Genomic DNA, 25,759 nt, shown 5'->3' with positions numbered 1-25,759 from the left:
GGTCATCGATCAGTTCACTATCGACACGCTGACTGTCCGGCCCGCAACAAGGTGTACACCATCAGGCACGTCTTCAAGCTTCACACGCACCGGAACGCGTTGCGCCAGCCGGACCCAGTTGAATGTTGGCGAAACATTCGCCAGCAGGCTGGATGAGTCGCTGCGCTCGCGATCCTCGATACCTCCCGCAATACCTTCGACCTTCCCCTTGAGCTGAACCTTGCTGCCCATGATATCGATCACCACCGGATCGCCTACCTGGATACGTTCGAGCTTGTTTTCCTCAAAATAACCGGAGACGTAGTAGGAATCCGTGTCAACGAGAGCCGTCACAGCCGAACCTGCGGAAACATAGTCACCCGGTTGAAGCGAGAAGTTGGTCACCACGCCGTTTACGGGCGCTTTCACCGATGAACGGTCCAGATTGAGCGCTGCAAGATCGCGATCCAGCTGCGCCTGCCGATAGGCAGCTTCTGCCTGCTGAGCCGTCGTTTCAATCTGTTCCAGTTTCTGACGCGTCACGGTCGTATCGTTAAGCTGGCGATAGCGAACCAGATCGCGGTTGGCCATGTCGAGCGCCGCCTTGCTGCTATCGATCTTGGCTTCCGCCGTTTGCAGGGCGAGCTTGTAACGGGCCTGATCGATGCGGAAGATCACATCGCCACGGTGGACCGCTTCATTATCATGAACGAGCACTTCGCCAACCAGTCCAGAAACATCCGGCGCAACACGCACAACATCCGCACGAATCTTGCCGTCGCGCGTCCAAGGCGCGTTCATGTAATAGTCCCACAAATGCCAGCCAAGAAGCCCCGCCATCGTGACCATGACGAGGGTTACAAACACACGGCCTGAATGTGCAAAGAGCTTTTTCATAGCGGTCCATTGAGAATGACGGCTGCTGAGCCGAGAATGCAAAAATACATGGCAGCATCGAACAGGGGCCGGTGCCATACGAAACGGTAGAAGCGGGCGCGCGCCAGAAGGCGTTGCATAATCGTGTTTGCGAAATAGGCTCCGAGCGCCAGCACGCCGAGGGTCGGAATGTAAATTCCGTAAATGTCGAGTTCAGGTTGCATCACAAATCACATTGTTGTTCTAGGCTGCTTGCGGAAGTTCCATCAGCGGACGCGGCGGCAAGGCAAAAGGCGGCGCTTTCGGGAAAAGGTTGAAGCGCAGGGCGACCAGCGCCATTCTTGTGCGCTTGGCATTTGCCGGCGATCCGCTTTCGATGATGGTCGTGATCGCTTCGTCGATGGAGACGAGCAGATTTCTGTCGATCTCATCAGCCTCCTGCGGCTTGCTGGCCAAGGCTCTGTAATGCGCACCGACACCGTCCAGCACCGCATCAACAGCCGCCCGGCAGTTTTCGGGCAGCTTGGAACGATATTGCTGAAGATCGATCGTGTTCATGCCGTTTCGCAGGTCGCGCAGCAAATCGACCTTCGCGACATCAGCCGCCGCAACCAGCGCCAGGCGAGGTGTCATCATGCCGATGCGGTCGATCATGCGGAGCAGCAGGCGGTTCATGCGCTGGCGGCGATGTCGTCCCGGGCGGCGTTCGGCGGCAAGCGCGATGTCGTTCCAGCCCGCCTTGATCAGGCGGCGAACGCTCCATTCCGCCCCCACCGATCGTACAATCGAAGTTACCGCCGCGGCGATCACGATCCCCAGAACCGTGGCCAGATTGGCGTTGGCAAAACTCACAAAATCGTGGGTCAGATGGCCCTGCAGCATGAGCATGTTCGGCAGATTTACGCAAAGAACCATTCCCAGCAAAAATTGCGACGGAATGGCAAGCAGCAGGCCTGCCGGAATGAGGAAAAGCCCCAGCACCAGAACCAGCGGGAAGAAGCCGTCCACAAGCGGCAGAAGCGCGAATTCAAAAATGAAAGCAGCCGCAATGACGATCAGAAGCAGCCAGTTGAACTTGCGCATGACTGGCACAGGATCGTCCATCGTTGCGAAGATGCAGCAGAAGATGCCCGCCATCATGGCTGCGGCGCTGCCTTGGGACCAGCCGCTGGCGATCCAGAAAGCGGTTGCCACGCAGGTGGCCAGAAAAGCCGAAAAGCCTGACAGAAGCGCCATGCCGTAGTCGCGATGCATGGGGCGAGCTTTCAGATGGGCGTCATAACGGCGCCACCGTAGCGAATGCCGCGAACCCGACAGGATATCCTGACGCAGTGTGATACAATCGCTCCATATCTGGACCAGATCGCGAACGCGCGCAGCCACGTTGAAAGGCAGCAATTCGCCCCAGCTTGTCGCATCTTTCCCGTGCCGGTCAATGTCTTCGATCAGCCGTAACAGGACGGCGCGGCGTTCCTCCGTCAGGTTCTCGCCGCTTTCTATCCAGTCGCAAGCTTCGTCCAGGAGCTTTTGCACCGCCGGATGCCAGGGCTTCTCGTTTTCACCGGGCTTCAGCGCCAGCACGTCGTGCAGGCTTGATATGATCGGAAGAACCGCCACCATGCGCTGCTGCAACACATGAAGCAGCGCACCGACATTCCTGATCGACGAGGTGTCATAGGCAACATGCGTGGTCAGATTGCGCAGCTCCAGCGCATCGGCCGCCAAACGCTGCCGATCCCGAAGGAATTCGGGCGTCGCGCCTTCCCCCCGCAAGCTCGCGAGCGCGAGCTTTGAACCATCCCGCAGCCAGTTATCGATACGACTGACGAGCACCGGACCGCTATGGCGCGGAAAAACGAGACGATTGACGACAGCGGCACAAATGATGCCGATCGCGATTTCCTCCACTCGTCCCACGGCGTAGTCGAAGGTGGTTTCCGGCACGGAAACAACGGCAAAGCTGGCGATTGCCACCGTATAACCGGCAAGCATGAACAGATAGCTGCGCGGTGTGCCGTCAAGCAGGCTGATTGCAAGGCAAAGCCCCATCCAGAGGCCGATGGCCAATGTCAGAATTTCAGGCGAATTGACGAGATGCGGCACGAACAGAATGGTCACCGCGCCGCCAATAATCGTACCGATGAGGCGATAGAACCCCTTGGACGTGGTGGCCCCAGACAAGGGATGCGCCACGATATAGACCGCCGCAATGGACCAGTAAGGATTGGGCAGATTGGCCACCAAACCGATCCACAGCGCAAGCATGCCCGCAGCGAAAGTCTTCAATGAAAAGACTACATCCCAAAATTTGGGGTTTGTTTCGGCTGGTTTCGTCATGGCTTGTGGGGGCACCGGTTGAACGCACTGCGTCTTTCCGGTCAGACGGCCGATCAGAAAGACTATGTTTGAAATTTCTCATTCAGCTTGCGCAAGACTTCCATGGCGACATCGACCGCATCGGAGTCGAAATCGCCGAGGAAAAGAGCGCGAAGACGGGCAGCAGACTTTTCCACCTTGGCGGCAAGAGCGCGGCCATCCCCTGTCAGTTGGATGAGCTTGACGCGACGATCGGCATCATCGGCAATCCGCTGGATCAGGCCATCCTTTTCCAGCTCATCGACGACCCGGACAATCGTGGCGCCCTCAATACCGACCCTTTCGGCCAGCACACCTTGAGGAATACGATCTCCATGCCGCAAGAGGGTCATCAGCGGTATGGCTTTCGCGTCGGAAAGACCATGTTCCGCCATCGCCGCATCGAAAGCTTTCCGCCATCCTCTGGCAGTACTGGCAAGAAGCGGCGCGAATTCGACCCACGCTTGTTTCATCACATCAATTCCATTCAAATAGATAGCTTCATACCTATATGGATACAATCTAGTTAAATGCAACTTCCCTGATATTTCCCATCAATTGTTTGTGTAGGAATGCTCATCGATTGCCTCGACATGCGTCGCCAAAGCGCTTGACCGCCGCCCCTGCCCTCTGCCATCGATGCTGACATGCGCGCAAATTACAAAATGCAGAGACTGTACGTCGAAAACGACCTCCAATCTGGCAGCCAGATCGAGGTTGCCTCGCAGGCCGCACATTATCTTACCCATGTCCTGCGATTGAAGGAGGGGGATGAAATCCTCGCCTTCAACGGACGTGACGGTGAATGGAAATCACGACTGAGGCCGGAAGGTAAAAAGCGGCTTTTTCTCGAACCTTTCGATCAAACGCGTCCGCAGCCCCCAGCAAGTGACCTGATCTATTGCTTCGCCCCGCTGAAACAGGGACGGCTGGATTATATGGTGCAAAAAGCAGTGGAGATGGGTGCGGGCGTTCTGCAACCGGTCATTACACAGCACACTCAGGTACCGAAACTCGGAACCGACCGTATCAGGGTCAATGCGATAGAAGCCGCGGAACAGTGCGGCGTTCTTTCCTTGCCGGCATGCCGCGAAACCATTCGCTTTGACCGATTCATCGAGCAGTGGGACGAAACCCGTCACCTGATCTTCTGCGATGAAGGACACGAATCGGACGATCCGCTGACCATCTTGCAAGCCATGAAGCCCGGCCCTGCCGCATTGCTGATCGGTCCGGAAGGTGGTTTTTCCGAAGACGAGCGCCAGACACTCCGAAGGCTCCCATACGTGACGGCTATTCCCCTCGGCCCACGAATCCTGCGCGCCGATACCGCTGCCGTCGCAGCCATGGCTTTGGTGCAATCCGTGCTCGGAGACTGGCGCAATGCAGGATGACATTCTCGAAACCCGATGTTCAATGGAATTGACTTGCGTGATTTGACAAATTTGTCCAATCACGCTGAAACGCGAAAAATCGACTAGGGACAGACTGCATGGCGCGCGATACGACGGACGAAACGGCACTGACGGGCGTTGAACAACTGGCAGGTTATCTGGCTGGCGGATGCAAGCCCAAAGACGCCTGGCGCATCGGCACCGAGCATGAAAAATTTCCATTCTATACAGCCGACAACAGTCCGGTTCCCTATGAGGGTCCGCGCGGTATCAAAGCCATCCTCGAAGGCATGCAGGCCAAGCTTGGCTGGGAGCCCATCATCGATGAAGGCAACATCATCGGTCTGGTAGAACCAACCGGACAGGGTGCGATTTCGCTTGAGCCCGGTGGCCAATTTGAGCTTTCCGGGGCACCACTTTCCACCATTCATCAGACATGCCGTGAGGTGAATGCACATCTTTCCCAGGTTCGCGAAATTGCAGAGCCGCTCGGCATCCGCTTTCTTGGCGTTGGCGGCAGCCCGAAATGGACCTTGGCCGAAACGCCCATCATGCCGAAATCGCGCTACAAGATCATGACCAACTACATGCCGAAAGTGGGGCATGAAGGTCTGGACATGATGTACCGCACTTCAACCATTCAGGTGAATCTGGATTTCAGTTCCGAACGGGACATGCGCCGCAAGATGCAGGTATCCATGAAGCTGCAATCTGTGGCGACAGCACTTTTCGCCAGTTCTCCATTCACGGAAGGCAAGCCGAACCGCCTGCTGTCCTGGCGTTCGAATATCTGGCGCGATACCGACAATCAGCGTTCGGGCGTTCTGCCTTTCGTCTTTTCGGAAAATTTTGGTTTTGCTGACTATGTCGAATGGGCGCTTGATGTTCCGATGTATTTCATCCTGCGCGACGGTCATTATCATGACTGCACGCATGTCACGTTCCGGCAGTTCATGAATGGAGCGCTGAAAGGCGAAGTAAGTGACCCGCTACCCAACATGGGCGACTGGACCAACCACCTTTCCACTCTTTTCCCGGAAGTGCGCCTGAAGCGCTTCCTGGAGATGCGCGGAGCCGATGGTGGCCCCTGGCGCCGCATCTGCGCACTTCCCGCCTACTGGGTCGGCCTGCTCTACGACGAAGAAGCTTTGACGGCGGCCGAGCTTCTGACCAAGGACTGGACCTACGAAGAAGTTCTCGCGCTGCGCAACGAAGTTCCAGCCAAGGCACTGAATACAACCTTCCGCGGCAAGCCGCTGGAACAGGTCGCACGCGAAACTCTGAAAATTTCCAGGCTCGGCCTTTTGAACCGCAACAAGCTCAACAGCGATGGCCATGACGAAACGCATTTCCTCGCACCGCTTGAGGAAATCGTTGCGGCTGGCATCACAGACGCCGAGCGCATGCTGAAAGCATATAACAGTGTATGGGCAGGGTCGGTCGACCCAATCTTTCTGGAATATGCCTACTGAGCGTAGGCCTCGACCACATCCATTAAAAAAGGGCGCGTTATTCGCGCCCTTTTTTTCAGCTCACAACCTGCTGGCCTTTGCTGGGATCCGGTATCACGACGATTGTGCTGCCATCGCGCACATTGTTGTAAAGATCGATTACATCCTGATTGAGCATACGGATGCACCCGGACGATACCGCCTTGCCGATGCTCCAGGCTTCCGGTGATCCGTGAATGCGATAAAGCGTGTCCCGCCCATCCTTGTGAATGTACATCGCTCGTGCGCCAAGCGGGTTCTTGATCCCCGGAGGCATTCCGCCATTGGCGATGCTGTAAGGCTCCAGGGCGGGTTGACGCGCGACCATCTCATCCGGCGGCGTCCAGCGCGGCCATTGGCGCTTGTAAGCGATCTTTGCGCGTCCCGCCCAGGCAAAACCATCGCGCCCGACCCCAATACCATAGCGCATGGCCCGGCCATTACCGAGAACATGGTAGAGATACTTGTTCGGCGTATCGACGATAACAGTGCCTTTCACTTCATCGGTTGGATAATCGACCTCCTGCCGCCAGAATTTGGGATCGACCTTGCTCGTATCGACGGCCGGGATCGGGAATTGTTCGTCAGGCAACGCCTGGTACATCAGCGGTACCGGTCGCGACGGCGCAGGTTGAGGCAGTTTTTTAACCGGTTGAGACGGCTCTGGCACCGTCGAGACACAGCCCGACAATGCAAAGGCGCTGGCGCCTATGAGAAAGCCGCGACGGCTGAAAGCAGCCTTCGCGAAGCCATTTGTAAGGTCGTCCTGGGATTTTTTACGCGACATCCTGAATCTCTAGCAATGACAGATGCGCGAGAAAAAGATGCTCAAGCTTAAGTCAGCCTTAAGGCTGCACAAACCCGGCACAAAGCGGAAAATACAGCGAGCGACTGTTGCTAAAATAGCGATCCCTGATTACCGGATCCGGGAGATTGAACTTTCTTTGTTTGAACGGGCTTTGCGGGCTCGCTCCCGCCCCCCTCATCCGCAATGACAGCCACGTCACCATCGCGAAACCGTATCGACAAGGCGTCACCCGCCGATACGGTTGCAGCCTGCTTTATCGGCTTCCCTTCTGCGTCGAAGACAACCGCAAAACCACGCTCCAGCACGCTTTCGTAAGAAAGCGTGCGCATGAGGCGCTCCAGTTCCTGCCCGCGCCGTTTGGCTCTTTCGATGAGAATTCGCACCGCCTGGTCACGACGGCGGTCCAGCTGTTCCATGGAATTGGTTGCAAGTTTCGTGCGCCGCAGTATCGGCTCTGCCGATAGACGATTTGCCCGATGTGTAAAGGTCGTTCGGCGCTCCCTCAGGAATGTCTCAAGGGCTCGAGGCAATCTTTGCCCGAGAACGGAAATACCGCGTTCCAGTTCCGTAAACCGACGTTGCAGAAGGCGCGGCGATAGCTGTCGCACATGCCCTTCAAAGTGTACCCGCTTCTTCTGCGTGTTGACGAAAAGAGCACGGGTGAGACGCGAAGCCGCTTCATCGAACCGCCGACGCGGCAAAGCCAGCAACTGGTCAGCCGATGGGAGAGCGCGCGCCGCCGAACGGTGGCTTCGCCGTTTCAGATCGATAAAACGGGAAATAGCCGAGGAAAGCCGTGCGGATTGCCCCGCCAGCGCCGCCAGCAGGTCGGCCTTTACCGGCACGGCCATTTCCGCCGCACCGGTCGGCGTGGGGGCGCGAATGTCGGCTGCGAGATCGATCAAGGTCCAGTCGGTTTCGTGGCCGACAGCCGAAATCACGGGTATGTGCGATGCGGCAACAGCCCGAACGACGATTTCGTCGTTAAACCCCCAAAGGTCCTCAAGACTGCCGCCACCGCGCGCCACGATGACCACGTCGGGCCGCGGAATTGCCCCGCCCTCCGGCAAAGTATTGAAACCATGTACTGCGGTGGCCACTTCCGGACCGCTTGTTTCGCCCTGCACACGCACGGGCCAGACGATGACGTGCAGCGGATAACGGTCTGCAATCCGGTGAATAACGTCGCGAATGACTGCCCCGGTTGGAGAAGTAACCACCCCGATCACACGAGGCATGAAAGGGAGGAGTTGCTTGACGGCGGGATCGAAAAGGCCTTCCGAAGCCAGCCGCCGTTTGCGTTCTTCCAGAAGCGCCATCAAGGCGCCCGCGCCGGCGGGTTCCATCTGTTCGATGACAATCTGATACTTTGAAGAACCCGGATAGGTCGTGAGCTTGCCAGTGGCGATGACCTCCATTCCTTCTTCAGGACGGAAGCGCAGCCGACTCATCGAGCCGCGCCAGATCACGGCCTCAAGACGCGACCGATCATCTTTCAACGCGAAATAGGCATGGCCCGACGAATGCGGACCACGATAGCCGGAAATTTCGCCGCGCACGCGCACATGCCCGAACACATCCTCGACCGTGCGCTTCAACGCGCCGGAAATCTCGGACACGCTATATTCAGCGACATTGGACGATGCGCCGGTAAAACTCGAATCGGAACCCATGCTCATCCCATCATAGGCAACCAGGTGGCATGGCTGGTCAAGAAGCCATGCGGCGATTTACTGCTTCGTCACCAGCCTGGCAGCAATTCGTTGGCTCGCACCCTCCTCGTGCGGACCGCAGGAAACGGCGATATTTCAGCCGAAGCCATCGCGCCCGGTTGCGGTGACGATATATTGTCTAGACTTTCAATGATGTGCTGCGCAAGTGCATCTACGACAGCGTTTTGTTTTGTATGGCCGCGCATGATGCCGATGCCGAATTCCGGCAGCATTCCAAACCCGTCAGCTTCGCCAAGAACACGCATACCCGGGCGGAGCGCGCACTCCGGAAGTACCGAAACCGCAAGCCCGGAAAGAACTGCCGCCGCCAGCACTGTCGCAGACCAACTCGTGATTATGATGCGATAATCACGCCGGGCCGCTTCCAGCACATCGATAGCGGCATGACGCCAGATACAGGTTGGACGCCCGACAGCCAGCGGCAATACGGCTTCTTCGTGCACCGCGTGGTTGGCGGACGTAACCCAAAGCAAGGGCTCCGTGCGAACCACCTCGGACCGGCGTTTGTCATCGCACTGGGTGACTAGGGCAATATCCAGCGTTCCACGACGGATCATTTCGTCCAGATTGACGGTGGGTTCGCACACAACCGACAATTCGACGCGCGGGTTCGATCGTGCAAACCGCGCCATGATTTCCGGCAGAAAGCGATCGGCATAATCGTCCGGTGTGCCGATGCGAACGTGGCCTTCCAGTTGAGTATCGTCGAAGGCCGCGATGGTTTCACCATTGAGCTGCATCATGCGGCGTGCATAGAGCAATAGCCGCTCCCCCTCTTCGGTAAGACGATTGGTCCGTCCGTCGCGTTCGAACAAAGGTTTGCCGATGCGCTCTTCCAGACGGCGCATCTGCATCGAAACGGCTGATTGCGTCTTGAAAACAGCGTCCGCGGCACGCGTAAAACTGCCCATGTCCGCGATGGCTATGAAGGTCTGCAACTGATCGAGATCCAGAGGCGTGCTCATTAGCGTGATCCATCACTATTATTGAAGAATGACATTAAAAACATTCGCTGGAACAATCAATTCGATTGTTGGATAAAGCCGCCATCGTAAAGGAAAAGGAGCCGCGCAAGCGAATGACCCTGACGATGAGGATAACCTAGCCCCGCTAAATCAAAGGAGAGCGGACATGACAGCGACAAGCAAGATAACGACCACGCATTTACCGGCAACGAGCGCCTCGACCTCCACGCTCACGCAAATGGTGAAAGCCGTATTCACGTCGATCATGCGTCGCTGGGCGTTTTCCAAGGGTCGACGGCAATTGCTGAACCTGAGCGACTTTGACGATCACATGCTACGCGATATCGGGCTGCGCCGTGAGGATATCTACACGGCAGTGCATTATCGAGGCATTGAGGATCCTACCCAGGTTCTAAGCGAACTAGCAGACGCACGTCTGCGGATCAAGGCAACACGCCGGATATGCTGAACCGGTAGTCTCTACATCTGGCAGGCGCCACCTTCACATGCCGGGCCCCCTCCCGGCCAGCCTGCCCATTGCCCGGCCGCTCCTCCGCTGGCCGGGCTTTTTTATGTGGCTGCTTGGGAAGGACACTTCTCTGCAAGCCATTTCGCAACGGTCCGAACACTCGAAATAAGCAATCGCTGGATAACTGAAATCGCTTTGATTTTTTTCAAAGAAAAGTGTTGCGTTCGGTGTTTGAGTTCGCTAGATGGGGGCCGTCGCGAACGAGTACACGCTTCTGTCGCGCTTGCGGGCCTCCAAGTTGAAGGCGTATGCAAATCCCTGCTGGGGGATAGTTTAAGGGTAGAACAGCGGACTCTGACTCCGTTAGTCTTGGTTCGAATCCAGGTCCCCCAGCCATTTGCTTTCGAGAAAAAGCTTGGATACTTTTTAGCTTTTTGGCGGCAAGTTCATGTCGCCATTGCCAAAAAAATGCTCCCTCAGTGCTCGGCGTTCGGTGCCTGACCCCAACTATCAGTATCCATTGCACACACTCAGGAATAGGGCCCCTTCGGGCCCGCGATCTCCTTGGCTATTTCGAATTCGAGCAACATTACAAAAAATTCAGTTTCCACTCTTGAACTTGGCCAAACCATACACATTTGAAGAAATGCAGCGCCGGGCCCCTCTGGTCATGGCTACCGCTATGGCGATGTCGGGGCTGCTCCACTTGTTCAAATGGAGATGGTCCGGCGATGGATTCGCTTATTGTAGCCCTATCGGGCGATTTTCTTGGTACACCTGTATATTTTTGGGCGGCATTCATTGTTGTCGTCGTGGGCTTGCTTGTCTTCGACCTCGGCATTCTCCATCGTGACGAACACGAGATCGAAGCCAAGGAAAGCCTCCTGCTTTATGGCTTCTATGTTCTGATCGCATTGGCCTTCGGTGGCTGGGTGTGGTGGCAGCGCGGAGCGGAAGCCGGCCTGGAGTTTTATACCGGTTACTTGATCGAGCAGAGCCTCGCGATGGACAATATGTTTGTCATCGCCACGATCTTCGGCTTTCTCGGCATTCCGCGCCTTTATCAGCACCACGTGTTGTTCTGGGGTATTCTCGGTGTCATCGCCTTCAGAGCAATCCTGATCGGGCTGGGCGCGGCACTTGTGCACGAGTTCAACTGGATTCTTTTCCTCTTCGGCGCGTTCCTTGTTTTCACCGGCTTCAAGATGTTCGGTCACAAGGACGAGACGCCTGACATCGAACAGAACGCCGTTTTCAAATTTCTGCGCCGTCGGTTCAACATCACCAGCGAGTTGCATGGCCGCAATTTTACGGTCAAGCAACCGCATCCGAAGACCGGCAAGATGGTCACCTGGCTGACACCACTGGCAGTTGCTCTGATCATGGTGGAAACAGTCGACCTCATCTTCGCGGTCGACTCTGTCCCGGCCGTCTTCGCCGTTACCCAGGACACGTTCATTGTCTACACCTCGAACATCTTTGCCGTTCTGGGTTTGCGTGCGCTTTACTTCGCACTCGCCGCTGCGATGAACCGGTTCCGCTATCTGCAGGTCTCGCTTGCAATCATTCTGGTGCTTATCGGCATCAAGATTTTCCTCGTGCCGCTCGGCGTTCACATCAACACGCTGCTGTCGCTTGTCGCGACGCTGGCCATCCTCGCAAGCGGAGTACTGTATTCGCTTTATAAAACCCGCAATGAACCGGACGTGAGCGTTGAGGACCTCGCCAAGCAGCACCATACCGAAAACTGAGCGAAAGCAGTTTTGACCACGGAGAGGCCGGCGCTAATCGCCGGCCTTTCTGTCGATAAAGTCCGGCCCCATACTATCTGAGCATATGAGAATTTATGGGTAGCACCTGCGGGATTGTCCCGATATGAGTGCGCCATGACACGCAAAGGCCAAGGCTATCTATTCACACTTCTCGCGGTTACCATTTTCGCGACGCAGGATGGTATCTCGAAGTACCTTGGTACGCATTATTCGCCCATCCTGATAACGATGATCCGCTATTGGGTTTTTGCAGCTTTCGTTCTTCTGCTTGCCATTCGCTCCGGCGGCATCGCCAAAGCTGCCGCGACGAACCGCCCATTTCTGCAGCTTTTTCGCGGTATTCTGCTTGCCGCCGAAATCGTGACCTTCATCTTCGCGCTCAGCCGTGCAGGCATGGCAACGGCGCAATCGATCTTTCAGGGTGCACCGCTGCTGGTGACCATGCTTTCCGTACCGTTTTTGGGTGAAAAGGTGGGATGGAGGCGCTGGACGGCGATCATCGTTGGACTGATCGGTGTCCTGCTGATCATTAATCCCGTCAATGCCAAGTTCGACGCGTCCCTGCTTCTGCCTGTTGCAGCGATGGTCATGTTCGCCGTCTATGCTGTTGCGACGCGCGCCGTCAGCAAAAGCGACGACGCCATGACCAGCTTCTTCTATACCGGGATGGCTGGTGCTGCGGCCCTTACATTCGTAGGCAGCTTCTATCTGATGCCGATTGCACGGAGCGACTGGTTCTGGATGGCGGCTCTTTGCGCCTGCGGCATCGCGAGTCACTACTTCCTGATCCGTGCCTATGACATTCTGGAGGCTGGAGAAGTGCAGCCCATCACCTATCTTCAACTTGTTATAGGCGCATGTATCGCAGTTACGGTATTCCATGAACAGCTGACATGGAACATTGTCGCCGGTGCGCTTATCGTCGTAGGCGCCGGACTGTTTTCTGTCTTCCGGGAACGTCAGCTCGGTAAAAGCAAGCCGCCCGCTCTCGGCTAGCCCCCCAAAAAACGTGCTGTTTTGAGTTTATAACATTATAGCATTCATTTTCTGCGGCTTCCGGTCGTTGGCTGATAACTTGACAAATAAAACATGATAATTTAATTCATGTTTTGACCTCTTCTGGTCGCGTAGACTTCCAGCCGGCGCTTGACCTACGAGAGCGCCGGTCTTTTTATGTCTTTTGGACCGCACCAGCATGGTTGAGTGGATAAGTCATGACGCAGCCAGTCACATCGCATAGCAACTCCATAAAGACGGACTGCGTGATAGCGGGCGGCGGGCCAGCAGGCTTGATGTTAGGTCTTCTGCTTGCCCGTTCAGGCGTGAGCGTGACGGTTCTCGAGAAGCACCCGGATTTTCTGCGGGATTTCCGTGGCGACACAATTCATCCATCCACTCTTCAGATCATGCATGAGCTTGGCTTGCTGGACGGCCTGCTTGCGTTACCCCATACCAAGGCGTACCGCTTACATGCGGAGATCGGCGGCCAGGACATAACGATAGCGGATTTTTCCAGGATTCCAGCGCGGTGCAGATTCATCGCTTTCATGCCACAATGGGAATTTCTGGATTACATTGCACGCGAAGCTGCGAAGTATCCTAATTTCAAACTCATAATGCCGGCCAACGTAGTGGAACTGATTGAACGGGACGGAAACGTCACCGGTCTAGTTGCGGCAACGCCCGCTGAAACGATCGATATCAGCGCTAAACTCGTAGTGGGTGCCGACGGCAGAAACTCCGTGGTGCGCACAAAAGCCGGTATGGAGATCGAGAGCTTTGGTTCGCCAAGCGAGATACTCTGGATGAAACTGTCTCACCTTCCCGATGACCCGCCCTATACGATGGGTCATGGCGGCCCCAGGCAGGGGTTCGTCATGATCGATCGCGGCGACTCCTGGCAATGCGGTTATGTGCTGCGCAAGCAGACTTTCGCCGAGGTAAAACAGAAAGGGCTCGATGCATTCAGGGAAGCGGTAGCGAAAGTATCCCCATTGCCCCCTGACCGGATGGACGAAATACATACATGGGACGACGTCCATCTGTTGAGTGTGCGCATCGATCGACTGAAGAAGTGGTGGAAACCGGGACTTTTATGCATCGGCGATGCCGCCCATGCCATGTCGCCTATCGGTGGTTTCGGAGTCAATCTTGCCATTCAGGATGCTGTAGCGGCCGCAAATAATCTGGCTGCGCCGCTCAAGAGTAACGACGTCTTGTCCCGCCATCTTGCAGCCGTCGAGGCGCGACGCCGCTTTCCCACAAAGGCGACGCAAAAGCTGCAACTCATGATGCGCAGCGATCGCCGCAAACGCGAGACGAAAAACGGGAGGCCGGATGGACCGCCCGCTTTCATGCGGTATCTCGCCCGCTGGCCAATCCTCGCGCACCTCGCGGGCAGACTGATCGGCGTCGGCTTCCGCCCGGAGCACGTGCGCAGCAACTAAGGGGAGACTTCAGTCTATATCGTCAAGTTCGTCGTGTATCCCGGCAACGATCTCCAGTCGCTGTTGCGCCGATTTCCCTGCAAGCGAAGCATAGGTCAAAGCGAGAAGCCGAATGGCACTGCTGACAGCCGTATAGGATGCCCCCAATGCGAAACTGTCGACATGGCATGGAAGGACGACGCGGGCATATCGCTGCGCCTCTGAAACCGATCCACGGTCCGTAATGGTCACGATATTCAGCCGGCTCGTAGCGGCATATCCCAGAATTTGCTTTAACAGAGCCCGATGCGGTGGCAGCGTGATCAGCAACAGCACGTCTTTCGGGCCGGTCATGGCCAGATCTTCAGCCCATGAACCCTGATTGATGCCAAGGATCATCACGCTGTGCCGCAGCCTGGAAAACAGGAGCCGCGCATAGCGTGCGAACCCTTCCTCATCCCCCATTCCTATCACCCAGACACGCGGCGCGGCCGCGATCAGTTCCGCAGCCTCGCGCATCTTGTCGGAACGCAGCGCCTCGAAGGTTCGCGTGATATTGGCGATCTCCAGATCAAGATGCGCGCTGATGGTACGCACCAGCGGCACTTCTTCATCAATTGTGGCCGAATATTCGTAGGGCTCGGTGCGATTGCGCTCCTCGCGCGCCTGAAGTTTTACTTCGTTGAAATCGGCATAGCCCAGATGTTGAAAGAAACGGGCCGTCGTTGCCTTGGATACACCGGCCATCTCCGCGATTTCAGTGGCGGAGTGAATCAGAATATCGTCCTCGCGCTCAAGTACTAGCTGCGCGATTTTCTGCTCTCCTGCCGTGAGCTTTGCGTAGCGCTCCTGTATGCGCAGTACCAGACGTGAAGCCATGTGCGTTTATTCCGAATCTCTAATGCACCAAAAAAGCTTATCATTGCCTCTTGCAATACTGAAACATTTGTTTCATTGATAGTGAAACGTTGAAATTCATGGAATCTCCATGGCGTATTCCCGCAATACCCGGCAGCGCATCTGGGAGCGACTGAAAGATGTCGCACGTCCTGATGCACGCTTCCACCTCAAATTTTCGGAATTCATTCCGGACTTTGAGGGTGTCGAGGCAGCTACCGATCGTTTGCTGGCGCTTGAAGGGTTTGCAAAGGCCAATCTGGTTTTTGTCACTCCGGATAATTCCATGATCGAGTTGCGCCGTCGCCTGATCAAGTCGGGTACACCATTCATCATGCCGACTTACGGCATGCAGCGCGGCTTTCTCCTACTGCAACCGGGATCCGTTCCCCCGGGGTTGGAGAAAGCCGCAGCCTGGCTTGACGGGATGGAACATTTCGGTCGAGCGGTCAGCCTCGAAGACCTGACCCATATCGGCCGTTTTGATGTCGTGGCGACTGGCGCATCCGCTGTTTCCATTGATGGAGTCCGCTTTGGCAAAGGCCATGCGTTCTTCGATCTGGAATGGGGCATGTTCACCGACCTGGGGCTTGCAGACGAGCAATCCCTGATTGTCGCAGCAGTCCACGACGTGCAGATCGTGGAAGAGCGCCTCAACGTCTCCGAAAGCGATATTGCTCTCGATTTCATTGCCACACCAAGCCGTCTGATTGAAATAACGCGCAATCGTCGCCGACCGCGCGGCGTCCGCTGGAACGAGGTTTCGGCAGAGGAAATACAATCGATTCCACCATTGCGTGAACTCGCCCGCATACGCGGCATAGCCTGAAAATTCAGCACCAAAAGGAAGTTTCGATGAATATTGCCTTGGATCGTCGCCGTTTTCTCGGACTTATGGGAGCTGCTGCCACCTTTCCTGCGATGAGCCGCTTTGCCGATGCCGATACGCCGTTCAACTTTCAAGCGTCCTGGATCAATGACGCGGAATTCTGCGGCTATTTTGTTGCGGCCGACAAGGGTTTTTATCGAGAAGAAGGCCTTGATCTCAATTACATTTCCGGCGGTCCGGATGTCATCCCCGAAAGCGCGATCATTGCGGGCAAGGCTGACCTGACACTCACCACTCCGGACACGACGATCAAGGCTATCGTCGAACAGGGCGCACCTTTCAAGATCATCGGCGCCCAATATCAGAAGAATCCCATCGGCATTGTTTCGCTCGCCAAGAATCCGATCAGGGAACCAAAGGATCTCATCGGCAAGACCCTTGCGGTACCGCCGGTCAATGTCATCTCGGTCGAGGCAATGCTGAAGATTTCGGGGATCGATCCGTCCCAGGTTAACATCGTCCCTTACGCGTATGACCCAACGCCGCTTATCAAGGGTGAAATCGACGCGTCGCTTGATTTTACGACCAACGTTCCCTTCACCATCAAGCAGGCCGGTGAAGAGGCCATATTCTTCCTGCTTTATGACTTCGGCTTCACCATCTTCAACGATACGGTGGTCGTTACGGAAGAAACGCTCAAGACGAAGCGCAAGGATATTGTTGCTTTCCTTCGCGCAAGCCGCAAGGGCTGGGATGAAAACCTCAAGGACCCGGCAGCCTACCCGCCCAAATTTATCGACAGCTGGTTTAAGGGTACGGGCCGGTCAGTGGAAAATGAAGTCTATTTCAACACTGCCCAGAAGCCGCTGATCGAGTCCCCCCATGGCATATTCTCCATGAGCGAGGAAGCCATCGAAAAAACGATCGCGGCTCTCGGTACGATCGGCATCGCCGCCAAGCGCGATCATTTCGACACCACGCTTCTTGAAGAGATTTGATGCCAGAAATGTCCGGGATCAAACTTGAAAACGTGACACGCTCCTTTTCAGGGCGTGGCACGAATGTAATTGCATTATCCGATGTCTCCCTTGAATGCCCGGCCGGGTCGTTCACAGCACTTATCGGGCCATCGGGCTGCGGCAAGTCGACCATGTTGCGGCTGGCACTCGGTCTTGACCGACCCGACAGCGGCGCGATTTCGGTTATGGATAAAAGCCCCGTCAAGGCGGCAAAAGCCGGGCTGACGGGCGTGGCCTTTCAGGACGCGGCGCTCATGCCCTGGCGCAGCGTCGAAGACAATATCGCTTTGCCGCTTGATGTCCTCGGTCTTTCGCGTTCTGCGAAGTCTCACAGAATTGCCGAGCTTATCGCTCTTGTCGGTCTCAAAGGCTTCGAAAAGGCGCTTCCGGGCGAGCTTTCCGGTGGCATGCGCCAGCGCGTCGCAATTGCCCGCTCACTGGTTACCGATCCGCGCGTTCTGTTTCTCGACGAGCCTTTCGGCGCACTCGACCAGATATTGCGCCGCCAGATGAATATTGAGCTTCAACGCATATGGCTGGAAAGCAAGGCGACCACCCTGCTTGTTACCCACGGCATAGACGAGGCGGTTTTCCTCGCCGACCGGATCGTGGTGATGCACAGTCGCCCCGGACGCATCGCGCAGATCATCGATATTCCATTGGAGCGCCCGCGCAGCCCCGAGATTTTCAGCACATCGCAGTTCCACGCGCTGGAGGATGCCATCGCGGAGGCCCTGCATGGCTGACGTGAAGCCGTCCACCCATCTCTCGACCTTGCGCAACTGGATTATCCTTCTTGCGATATGGGAGATATGCGGTCGCTTCTCACTGATCGCAGATGGCGCCCTTCCGGCACCGTCGGCTATACTGGCTCGTCTCTGGATAGATCGGGCCGACTATCCCGCCCATATACTGGCAACACTTGAAGGCGCAGGCGCTGGATTTATCATCGGCAATCTCATCGCCGTGGCAGCAGGCATCCTGTTCGCGCTATTTCCTGCTGCTGCAAAGCTCGGACGTGGCGTCAACATCGCGATTTTCGCACTGCCTCCAATCGCCATATCGCCCATTCTGGTGCTGACCTTTTCGGGCATGACGCCGCGTATTACGCTGGCAGCGCTTGGTTGTTATTTCATCACCATGGCCGCCACCGTAACAGGCATCAGCCAGACGGACCGCCGCATGATCGATATCGTTCGTGCATATGGCGGCAACCGCTGGAAAGTGCTGCGCCTGGCGCAATTGCGATCTGCACTTCCGTCGATTCTCGCGGGTCTACGCATTGCTGCTCCGAATGCGGTTCTGGGTTCCATCCTGGCCGAATTCGGCGGAGGAGGTCGCTTCGGTCTTGGTGCCTATCTGATCGGTTCTCTCGGGAGAGCCGAACCGACCCGGTTATGGGGCATCGGCCTGTGCGCTACCCTGCTCGCGGGGCTGGCCTATGCGCTATTCTCTGTTGTTGCGAAGGTACTGACGGGCAGCACCAAGGCAATCACCGTCCCGGCCAGCGCTCCAGATGTTGTCCAACACCGCTCTCGCGGGCTGAACTATGTTCTCACTGTCTGTTCAGTCGCGCTTCCGTTCCTTTTGTGGTGGCTGTTGCTTGTCGTCATGGGAACGCCAGCCATGATAGCGAAAACACCTGCCGGACTGTTCGATTATCTGTTCCTCGCTCCGTCCGCGACCGCCGCCCAGACCAAACTGCTGACAGCGCTTTTGCAGACTTTGCCGCTCACATTTCTCGGCATGGCCGCCGGCATCCTGTTTGCCTTTGCACTCGCCATTGCGTCCGTCGCCAAACCAGCCATCGTGCGCGGCTTCATGCCTGTCGCCCTCGTCACTCAGACGATGCCTCTGGTTGCACTGACGCCTCTGCTCGTTCTGTTGCTGGGGCGCGGGCCGTCCGTCATCCTCTGGATCACCATTTCGGTCACATTCTTTCCCGCCTTCGTCACCATGGCGCAGGGTATGGCATTGGTTCCCCGGGCTGCGCTGGATGTACCCCGCGCATACGGCGCGAATGTCTGGAAACAGATACGCCTGGTGTCGGTGCCAGCGTCCCTGCCCTATCTCTTCGCGGCCATCCGCCTCGCCGTGCCGCGCGCTCTGCTCGGGGTCATGATCGCCGAATGGCTGGCCACCGGAACAGGCCTTGGAAACCTGCTCAACCAATCGCGCGGATATCTCGACTACGGCATGATCTGGGCCGTCGCCGTGGTCTCCGTCATGCTGTCTGTCTTTTTCTACCAGATCGTAGCCCTCTGCGAGCGCCGTGTGCTCGCCCGCCGGGGTATGAGCCCGGCAGACTAAAATGCAAGGAGTCCCCATGGAAATCACCGATCACAAAGCTTCCGTTCGCGAACGTGTGTGGAGCGAGTTGCGCAAGGTCGCTGTTCCGGATAGCCGTTTCCATTTCGACTTTGGCGAATTCATCGCGGATTTTGAAGGCGGCGAGGAGGCGGTCGCCCGCCTGACCAGCCATCGCTATTATCAGAATGCCGATTTCATCTTCATCACGCCCGACAATTGTCTCGACCGCCTTCGCCTTCAGGCCCTCAAGGACGGCAAGACCGTTCTGATAACCACTTACTCCATCAGGCGCGGCTTCTGGGTTCTCGATCCGAAACTGATTTCGCCGGATCACTACCTCTATGCGTCAACGCTTGACGGCATGGAGCGTGTCGGGCAGCCGGTAACGCTGAAAGACATCTCGGCCCTGCCGGTCATCGACTACATGGTCACGGGCACCGGGGCCATCAATCTGGAAGGGGTCCGTTTCGGCAAGGGGCATGGTTTCTTCGATGCCGAATGGGGCATGCTCTACCGTCTGGGTCGCATCACCGCCGCTACGCCGGCAGCCGCTGTCGTGCATGATTGTCAGGTTCTGTCCGAAAAGCTGACGCCCGATATCTACGACACGGTTGCGGACGTGATTTTCACGCCCACCCGCACCATAGAGGTTAAAGACCCGCATAAGCCGACCTGCGGGATCATCTGGGACCGCCTCGATCCTGTCATGTTCGAGACGATCCCTCCGCTTCAGGAACTCAAGGCAATGGGACTATAGACAACGTCCCACTGAAAACTCAAAAAAGCCGGATGCGTTTATCGCTTCCGGCTTTTTCCTTACATGCCGATCACGAGCTTCAGCGCAATTGACCACATCGTAAGTGCAATCACGCCTTCCAGAATACGCCAGGAAGATGGACGGGCGAAAATCGGGCGCAACCAGCGGGCACCGAAACCGAGCGAAAAGAAGAACACGAAAGACGCAGTGATCGCACCTGCGGCAAACGATGTTTCCAAACCGGGAAACTGCGTGGAGATCGTTCCGAGAAGAACGACCGTGTCCAGATAAACATGCGGATTGAGCCATGTCAGCGCCAGACAGGTTGCCAGCGTCCTCGTCAGGCTTACGGACGCCCCGTTCGCCGTCGCCAGTACGGCAGAGGATGTGAAGGCCGAATGGAGGCTTCGGGCACCATACCAGATCAGAAAAGCCGCTCCGCCGTATCGCATGATGGGATCGAGCGCCGGCATGATGGCAGCGATCTTCTGGAAGCTCGTCACGCCAATAAGGATCAATATGGCATCCGATATGGCGCAAACGAGACTGACAGCAAACACATGCTCATCCCGCAATCCCTGCCGCAACACGAAGGCGTTTTGCGCGCCAATAGCAACAATCAGGCTGAGGCCCATGGTGAGGCCGGTGACGTAGACGGAAGGATTCATGAGTGGTCGCCATCTGGGAGTAAGTTGGCCCTTGGATAGCGGACGGAAGCCCATTAGAATAGTTAAATCTGATAAACTCAGTTTAGGAAACCTAATGATCGACTATTCTGCTCTGAGAGCAGTGGCAATGGTAGTGCAGACAGGCAGCTTTGAAAAAGCCGCACGTGCTTTGAGTGTTACGCCGTCTGCGATCTCCCAGCGCGTCAAACATCTGGAAGAGCGGCTGGGCGCGGTCCTGATTGAGCGGGGAACGCCCTGCACGGCAACTGAAAAGGGTGATTGGCTATGCCGTCACATCGAGCAGGTCGGCATGCTCGAACGAGAGCTTCTGGCGGAATTGCCAGGACTGTCCGGCAGCGAGAATAGTGCTCAGCGCGTTACGCTTCATATAGCCACCAACGCCGATAGCCTTGGCACCTGGTTTCTGAATGCGATTTCGCATTTCAGCACCGCATCGGATTATCTCTTCAACATTGCCGTCGATGACCAGGATCACACCGCCGAATGGCTGCAACGGGGACGCGTCGTCGCCGCTGTCACTTCCCTGCCCAAACCCGTGCAAGGCTGCCGTCTCACCCCGCTTGGTACTCTTCGCTATCGCGCCACAGCATCGCCGGATTTCATCACCCGGTATTTTCCCGACGGAGTAACCCGCGATGCGATTGCCAAGGCCCCCGCGCTGACATTTAACCAAAAGGACAGATTGCAGGATCGCTGGGTCCGTTCTGTTCTCGGAACCGATATGACTTGCCCGACGCATTGGCTTCCCTCGACGCAGGCCTTCGTCGATGCAAGCCTGTCAGGCATGGGATGGGGGATGAACCCGGTGCAATTGGTCGGCGAGCATCTGAAAGCCGGGCGGCTGGTTGAGCTAATCCCCGATACGGCTCTGGATATTCCCTTGTTCTGGCAAGTGAACCGCCTGGCGGCCGACCGACTTGCAGGATTGACGCAGACCGTCCTCACGACAGCGCGCCGGGAACTTGCGCCCCTTCCTCAAAAATGACTGCCATCCAACCGGGCGCGCTGTCGCAAGGCGAGAAACCAGACAAGGCTTTTCCTTACCCTTCGGTCAATCACCATCTGTTTTCTTGAACGTGAACAGCGATTGAGCGATGCATGAAGAATGAAGCTCCTGTTCCTCATCGCGGCGCTGATCGCCCTTGTTTTCCTCGGCTGCTATTTGCAGATGTTCTTTGCCGTGCCGTGAAGGCGCGAATATCCGGCGCGCTCTTCCGGCTGGCTTTCCGAAGAGCTGTCTATCGCCCAAGCGAACAACAAGAAAAAGGCAGGATCAATGATCCTGCCCCGTTTGCGCGACACCTGCTGCCTCTTCACAGACCCTGACGTGCTCTGCCAGTGCCTCGAGCTGCAAGAAAGCGCTTATGCTACAGATATCCCGCTTCTGAAACTTTGGAAGCTCCTGAAGCTCCTTCAATCTGGTGAGAAGTGCACCGCGGTTCATGGTTTTCCCTCCATCTTTCTGGCTATCCGCAAGTTCGGTGTTCGTCAGGCTGCCCGCACCTTCGCTTTCGTCTTCAGTGGAAGCTCGATATCGACTTCCAGCGTCGACATCTGGTCGCCCCGATCCATTTTCACGCTGACCTTGTCACGATCGATCTGGATATGCTTGGCGATGACGGCAAGGATTTCCTCCCGCAATACCGCGACAAGATCGGAATGTTCGTGCGATGCCCTTTCATGGGCGAGCAGAACCTGCAACCGTTCGCGCGCTTGTGGCGCGGAAGCAGGTTTGCTGAAGAAACGAAACAGGCTCATGCCGCTCTCCTTCCGAAAAGTTTACCCAGAAGGCCGCGCTTTTCGGATGGAACAGTCATCGGCACTTCTTCACCGGCAAGGCGGCGGGCTGCGTCGAGGTAAGCCAATGCAGGCGCACTGCGCTGATCGGCAAGCGTCACGGGGGAACCAATATTGGAGGCCCGCAGAACGTCCTGGCTTTCGGGAATGATGCCCAGAAGCGGGATGGACAGGATTTCCAGAACGTCTTCAACCTTCAGCATATCGCCGCGTTCAGCGCGAACCGGGTCGTAACGGGTCAGGAGAAGATGTTTTTCCACACGTTCGCCACGCTCGGCCTTGAGCGTCTTGGCGTCCAGCAGGCCGATAATGCGATCGGAATCACGCACCGACGATACTTCGGGATTTGTGACGACCACCGCCATGTCTGCATGGCGCATTGCCAGCGTGGCACCGCGTTCAATTCCGGCAGGGCTGTCGCAAATGATCCAGTCGAACTCCTTCTTGAGGTCTTCCATGACGCGGTCGACGCCCTCGATGGTCAGATTATCCTTGTCGCGTGTCTGCGAAGCCGGCAGCAGATAGAGCGTCTCAAGACGCTTGTCGCGGATCAAGGCCTGCGGAAGCTTTGCATCGCCCTGAATGACATTGACCAGATCGAACACGACGCGGCGTTCCGCTCCCATGACGAGGTCGAGGTTGCGCAGGCCGACATCGAAATCGATAACGACGGTCTTCTCGCCGCGTTGCGCCAGCGCGGCGCCGATTGCGGCGGTAGATGTCGTTTTGCCAACGCCACCTTTACCGGAAGTTACAACAATCACTTTTGCCATATTTGTCTCCTGTATCTCCCGCGCGCCTCCAGAGCATCCGTTACCCGGGATATGAGATGCTCTGCTTTTCTTTTGCGGCACTCAAACGTGCCTGAAATCAGTTCGGGACCTGCGCTCCCAAAAGGCGTTTCGCCTGTTGGAAACGTGCTAGCCCAGCGTTTCGGCCATCATATAGTCGCCGTCGAGCCACAGCTGGACAGCCTGTCCGCGCAATCTGCTTTCCATGTCTTCCGCCGTCTTGTAGAGGCCGTCGATAGCGACAAGCTCGGCTTCCATCTTGCGGCAGAAAATGCGCGCATCGGCGTTTCCGGCTGTTCCCGCCATCGCGCGGCCGCGCAATGCGCCATAGACGTGGATCGATCCGCCAGCCACCACTTCCGCTCCGGATGCAACAGAACCGACAATCGTCACATCGCCATCTGGAAAATAGATCGACTGCCCCGACCGGACCGGCTCGGTGACGACCATGGATGGTACAGCCTTGACCAGTTGCACCGATGCTGGCGCAGCCGGCGCGCGTTCCTTCGGTTTCGATTCCGCGATCTCCGGATCGAAATCGGCTGCAGGCTGTCCGCCCCGCATCGCCGGCGGCATGCCGGGACCGAGGAGCGAAGGCCGTGCATTTTCGAAACCAGTGATCCAGACGCCGCGGCTAACCAGATCCTCAAGCAATTGCACCAGTTGCGGGCGCTCGATCGTTACATTTTCAAGATCGAGAACGATCGGACGATTGAGAAAGAACCCAACCGAACGCGCTGCAAGATCGTCCAGCTTGTCGAGCCAGCCATCGAGCGGCAATTCAGGCGAAAGGACCAGCGCCAGAAAGGACCTTCCTTTCAGGCGGATTGGACGAGACTGTGTTAGCACTTGATTCATCTTGGTTAAAAAACGGTTTATCCGGTCTATATGCGCAATGGTTAACAGATGGTTAATTTCCGGGGCTTGAACGGTTCCTTGAGTTGGAGAATCCGTTCCTTTCCGACGATCAGAGAATAACTATCCGCAGGGAATCCGCATCAGGCACAGAACGCAACATCATGCCCGCTCGAACAGCCAGAGGCGCCTCAAGAACGAAAGCGACTCAGCCTTCTCCTGATTGTAAACGGATAATTGGGGCGATAATTGACGTTTCTTCGACCGTCCACAGAAGACAATGCAGAAAAATATAAACTTAAATTTCAATCAAAAGTGACGCTACGTAATGTATTATAAATTTATAATATATTTTATTTAGCCAAATGAACAGAAAAACTTGCACACCGACTGAATTGTTGAAACTTCATCCGTCAGTTTTCGAAGTGTATTTTAGTTATTTCACACCACACAAAAGTAAAGAGGTGTTCCTCTCTCAGCAGACCAACTTCAGAATTTCGGAAGCAATACGCAACATAAAGCACGTGCCTCCGTTTTTCCGAGCGATGGAATGCGTGCAGAAATGGGCATGAGCCGCCGGAAAAACGCAGACTTTCGGACGCGGTTTGTCTCAGCCTACTTCAGCTGGAAATAACTTCTTCCAGATGCGCTGGAATATAAAGCTATGAGAAGGTTCCCGCTCAAAGGAACCGCCTCGCGTTTGGGCGGGGGGCTTAGGGGCGCGAGGCGGGCGAGCTCTCAGGAGTGCACGCACCATGAAAATGGAACGTTAGCTGCGATTCTGGAACTAACAATACATTCCAGCCTGAAAAATTACGTGACTAAGATACAGAAAAGCCCGCAAGGCTCGGGAGGAGGTGAGCGTTGCGGGCTTGATCAGTAAGCGCGATTGGGAAGAGGAGTATCGCGCTCGGCCCCGGCTTTTGGGAGGAGGAGCAAGCCAGGACGGATATTCAATAATCCCTTCGCCCCGCCCACTCAATCAACAAGCTTGCATTGCTGATATGCACTTTCCACCCCCCAAACAAAAACCGCCCCGCGGCGACTGAACGCGCTGAGGCGGCGTATCTCCCTCGAAAGCCCCCAATCGAAGAAGATGGTGGAACTTAATCACAGCTTTGAAAAAAATAAATAGGCAATTTGCACCATTGTTAGAAAACCCGTGAACAATATCGCCCGGAGGTTGAGGCCACTTGTCTTTCCGAACAATTCCCTGCGATCGGCCATCCAAGCACATCAACAAGATTCGCATAAAACGCACTGCAATGTCGTTGTGACTGCTTTCCCACCGCTCATTTTGAGTCCCGACCGATTTACTAACCGTACATAATTTTCAGTATTTTCTGAAAATCGTGTAGTTATATTAAGGGGTTGCTTTCTCCATAAGCGGAGTTATTGTTCCTCTCACTTGGAGGAGGGAGTACCGCCCCAGCGCGCTAGACCGCTGCGGGGCGGTTTCTTTTTAGCTACCCAAAAATGCATATCTGCATTGCAAGCTTGCCCCTTGTAACCGGCACGCCGTATTCCTATTTTGGGCTTGTTCGGTTT

The 25,759-nt window shown here is 56.1% G+C and carries 24 protein-coding genes and 1 tRNA gene; 13 read left to right on the top strand and 12 right to left on the bottom strand.

Going from position 1 to position 25,759, the window contains the following annotated elements; translation table 11 throughout:
• Positions 1–9: 9 nt before the first annotated feature.
• From ACOWVS_RS00935 to ACOWVS_RS00920, 4 genes are all read right to left on the bottom strand, one after another.
• Positions 10–876, bottom strand: coding sequence for an HlyD family secretion protein (locus ACOWVS_RS00935; RefSeq protein WP_006468471.1), 867 nt, complete (start codon positions 874–876; stop codon positions 10–12).
• The gene (locus ACOWVS_RS00930) at positions 873–1,079 is read right to left on the bottom strand and encodes a DUF1656 domain-containing protein (protein WP_006472491.1); all 207 of its coding nucleotides are present in this window, start codon (positions 1,077–1,079) and stop codon (positions 873–875) included. The genes ACOWVS_RS00935 and ACOWVS_RS00930 overlap by 4 nt, the downstream gene beginning before the upstream one ends.
• 19 nt (positions 1,080–1,098) lie before the next feature.
• The gene (locus ACOWVS_RS00925; RefSeq protein WP_006468469.1) at positions 1,099–3,192 is read right to left on the bottom strand and encodes an FUSC family protein; all 2,094 of its coding nucleotides are present in this window, start codon (positions 3,190–3,192) and stop codon (positions 1,099–1,101) included.
• Between the two features lie 62 nt (positions 3,193–3,254).
• Positions 3,255–3,683 carry a MarR family winged helix-turn-helix transcriptional regulator gene (locus tag ACOWVS_RS00920; RefSeq protein WP_006472490.1) on the bottom strand — a complete coding sequence of 143 codons (429 nt, stop codon included), beginning with the start codon at positions 3,681–3,683 and terminating at the stop codon, positions 3,255–3,257.
• Positions 3,684–3,857: 174 nt separating this feature from the next.
• On the opposite strand from ACOWVS_RS00920, the gene ACOWVS_RS00915 reads away from it, so the two are divergent.
• Both ACOWVS_RS00915 and ACOWVS_RS00910 read left to right on the top strand, forming a co-directional pair.
• Entirely contained in the window at positions 3,858–4,604 is a 747-nt protein-coding gene (locus ACOWVS_RS00915) for a 16S rRNA (uracil(1498)-N(3))-methyltransferase (RefSeq protein WP_006468467.1), read from the top strand.
• Between the two features lie 98 nt (positions 4,605–4,702).
• Complete coding sequence (locus ACOWVS_RS00910) at positions 4,703–6,076, top strand: glutamate--cysteine ligase (RefSeq protein WP_006468466.1); 1,374 nt, start codon at positions 4,703–4,705, stop codon at positions 6,074–6,076.
• 55 nt (positions 6,077–6,131) lie between these two features.
• Here the strand turns inward: ACOWVS_RS00910 and ACOWVS_RS00905 are convergent, their stop codons facing one another.
• The 3 genes from ACOWVS_RS00905 to ACOWVS_RS00895 all read right to left on the bottom strand — a co-directional run bounded on the left by ACOWVS_RS00905 (position 6,132) and on the right by ACOWVS_RS00895 (position 9,600).
• Positions 6,132–6,881 (bottom strand): L,D-transpeptidase, encoded by a 750-nt coding sequence (locus ACOWVS_RS00905; protein WP_006468465.1) that lies wholly within the window; start codon positions 6,879–6,881, stop codon positions 6,132–6,134.
• 110 nt (positions 6,882–6,991) lie between these two features.
• Positions 6,992–8,575 carry an exodeoxyribonuclease VII large subunit gene (gene xseA / locus ACOWVS_RS00900; RefSeq protein ID WP_025092081.1) on the bottom strand — a complete coding sequence of 528 codons (1,584 nt, stop codon included), beginning with the start codon at positions 8,573–8,575 and terminating at the stop codon, positions 6,992–6,994.
• A gap of 68 nt (positions 8,576–8,643) precedes the next feature.
• Positions 8,644–9,600: a LysR substrate-binding domain-containing protein gene (locus tag ACOWVS_RS00895; RefSeq protein ID WP_006468463.1), complete on the bottom strand. Its 957-nt coding sequence runs from the start codon at positions 9,598–9,600 to the stop codon at positions 8,644–8,646.
• A 166-nt stretch (positions 9,601–9,766) separates the two neighbouring features.
• On the opposite strand from ACOWVS_RS00895, the gene ACOWVS_RS00890 reads away from it, so the two are divergent.
• The 5 genes from ACOWVS_RS00890 (at position 9,767) to ACOWVS_RS00870 (ending at position 14,288) form a co-directional block, all read left to right on the top strand.
• Positions 9,767–10,069, top strand: coding sequence for a DUF1127 domain-containing protein (locus ACOWVS_RS00890; protein ID WP_006468462.1), 303 nt, complete (start codon positions 9,767–9,769; stop codon positions 10,067–10,069).
• Between the two features lie 322 nt (positions 10,070–10,391).
• Positions 10,392–10,465, top strand: a tRNA-Gln gene (locus tag ACOWVS_RS00885).
• Positions 10,466–10,800: 335 nt separating this feature from the next.
• On the top strand, positions 10,801–11,820 hold the full coding sequence (locus tag ACOWVS_RS00880; RefSeq protein WP_075041573.1) for a TerC family protein: 1,020 nt from the start codon (positions 10,801–10,803) through the stop codon (positions 11,818–11,820).
• Between the two features lie 135 nt (positions 11,821–11,955).
• The gene (locus ACOWVS_RS00875) at positions 11,956–12,837 is read left to right on the top strand and encodes a DMT family transporter (protein ID WP_006472486.1); all 882 of its coding nucleotides are present in this window, start codon (positions 11,956–11,958) and stop codon (positions 12,835–12,837) included.
• Positions 12,838–13,055: 218 nt separating this feature from the next.
• The gene (locus ACOWVS_RS00870; protein WP_006468459.1) at positions 13,056–14,288 is read left to right on the top strand and encodes an FAD-dependent oxidoreductase; all 1,233 of its coding nucleotides are present in this window, start codon (positions 13,056–13,058) and stop codon (positions 14,286–14,288) included.
• A 9-nt stretch (positions 14,289–14,297) separates the two neighbouring features.
• Here the strand turns inward: ACOWVS_RS00870 and ACOWVS_RS00865 are convergent, their stop codons facing one another.
• Positions 14,298–15,146, bottom strand: coding sequence for a MurR/RpiR family transcriptional regulator (locus tag ACOWVS_RS00865; protein ID WP_006468458.1), 849 nt, complete (start codon positions 15,144–15,146; stop codon positions 14,298–14,300).
• A 109-nt stretch (positions 15,147–15,255) separates the two neighbouring features.
• Between ACOWVS_RS00865 and ACOWVS_RS00860 the strand changes: the two genes are divergently transcribed.
• The 5 genes from ACOWVS_RS00860 to ACOWVS_RS00840 are packed head-to-tail and all read left to right on the top strand — an operon-like array spanning position 15,256 to position 20,079.
• Complete coding sequence (locus ACOWVS_RS00860) at positions 15,256–15,993, top strand: 5-formyltetrahydrofolate cyclo-ligase (protein WP_025092082.1); 738 nt, start codon at positions 15,256–15,258, stop codon at positions 15,991–15,993.
• Positions 15,994–16,019: 26 nt separating this feature from the next.
• The gene (locus tag ACOWVS_RS00855; protein WP_006468456.1) at positions 16,020–16,991 is read left to right on the top strand and encodes an ABC transporter substrate-binding protein; all 972 of its coding nucleotides are present in this window, start codon (positions 16,020–16,022) and stop codon (positions 16,989–16,991) included.
• The gene (locus ACOWVS_RS00850) at positions 16,991–17,758 is read left to right on the top strand and encodes an ABC transporter ATP-binding protein (protein WP_006472485.1); all 768 of its coding nucleotides are present in this window, start codon (positions 16,991–16,993) and stop codon (positions 17,756–17,758) included. The genes ACOWVS_RS00855 and ACOWVS_RS00850 overlap by 1 nt, the downstream gene beginning before the upstream one ends.
• On the top strand, positions 17,751–19,322 hold the full coding sequence (locus tag ACOWVS_RS00845) for an ABC transporter permease (protein ID WP_006472484.1): 1,572 nt from the start codon (positions 17,751–17,753) through the stop codon (positions 19,320–19,322). Before ACOWVS_RS00850 ends, ACOWVS_RS00845 begins: the two co-directional genes overlap by 8 nt.
• 16 nt (positions 19,323–19,338) lie before the next feature.
• On the top strand, positions 19,339–20,079 hold the full coding sequence (locus tag ACOWVS_RS00840) for a 5-formyltetrahydrofolate cyclo-ligase (RefSeq protein ID WP_006472483.1): 741 nt from the start codon (positions 19,339–19,341) through the stop codon (positions 20,077–20,079).
• Positions 20,080–20,138: 59 nt separating this feature from the next.
• Here ACOWVS_RS00840 and ACOWVS_RS00835 read toward each other — a convergent pair whose 3' ends face one another.
• Complete coding sequence (locus ACOWVS_RS00835; RefSeq protein ID WP_006472482.1) at positions 20,139–20,747, bottom strand: LysE/ArgO family amino acid transporter; 609 nt, start codon at positions 20,745–20,747, stop codon at positions 20,139–20,141.
• A gap of 94 nt (positions 20,748–20,841) precedes the next feature.
• Between ACOWVS_RS00835 and ACOWVS_RS00830 the strand changes: the two genes are divergently transcribed.
• Entirely contained in the window at positions 20,842–21,753 is a 912-nt protein-coding gene (locus tag ACOWVS_RS00830) for a LysR family transcriptional regulator ArgP (protein WP_036565607.1), read from the top strand.
• Positions 21,754–22,256: 503 nt separating this feature from the next.
• On the opposite strand, the gene minE is transcribed toward ACOWVS_RS00830, so the two are convergent.
• From minE to minC, 3 genes are all read right to left on the bottom strand, one after another.
• The gene (gene minE / locus ACOWVS_RS00825; protein ID WP_006468449.1) at positions 22,257–22,526 is read right to left on the bottom strand and encodes a cell division topological specificity factor MinE; all 270 of its coding nucleotides are present in this window, start codon (positions 22,524–22,526) and stop codon (positions 22,257–22,259) included.
• Complete coding sequence (minD, locus tag ACOWVS_RS00820) at positions 22,523–23,338, bottom strand: septum site-determining protein MinD (RefSeq protein WP_006472480.1); 816 nt, start codon at positions 23,336–23,338, stop codon at positions 22,523–22,525. Before minD ends, minE begins: the two co-directional genes overlap by 4 nt.
• Before the next feature lie 147 nt (positions 23,339–23,485).
• Positions 23,486–24,214 carry a septum site-determining protein MinC gene (gene minC / locus ACOWVS_RS00815; RefSeq protein ID WP_006468447.1) on the bottom strand — a complete coding sequence of 243 codons (729 nt, stop codon included), beginning with the start codon at positions 24,212–24,214 and terminating at the stop codon, positions 23,486–23,488.
• Between the last annotated feature and the right edge of the window lie 1,545 nt (positions 24,215–25,759).

It is taken from the genome of Brucella sp. IR068 (assembly GCF_049065885.1).
GTDB classification, from domain to species: Bacteria; Pseudomonadota; Alphaproteobacteria; order Rhizobiales; family Rhizobiaceae; genus Brucella; species Brucella intermedia.
This window is presented reverse-complemented; position numbering and strand designations above follow the sequence as displayed.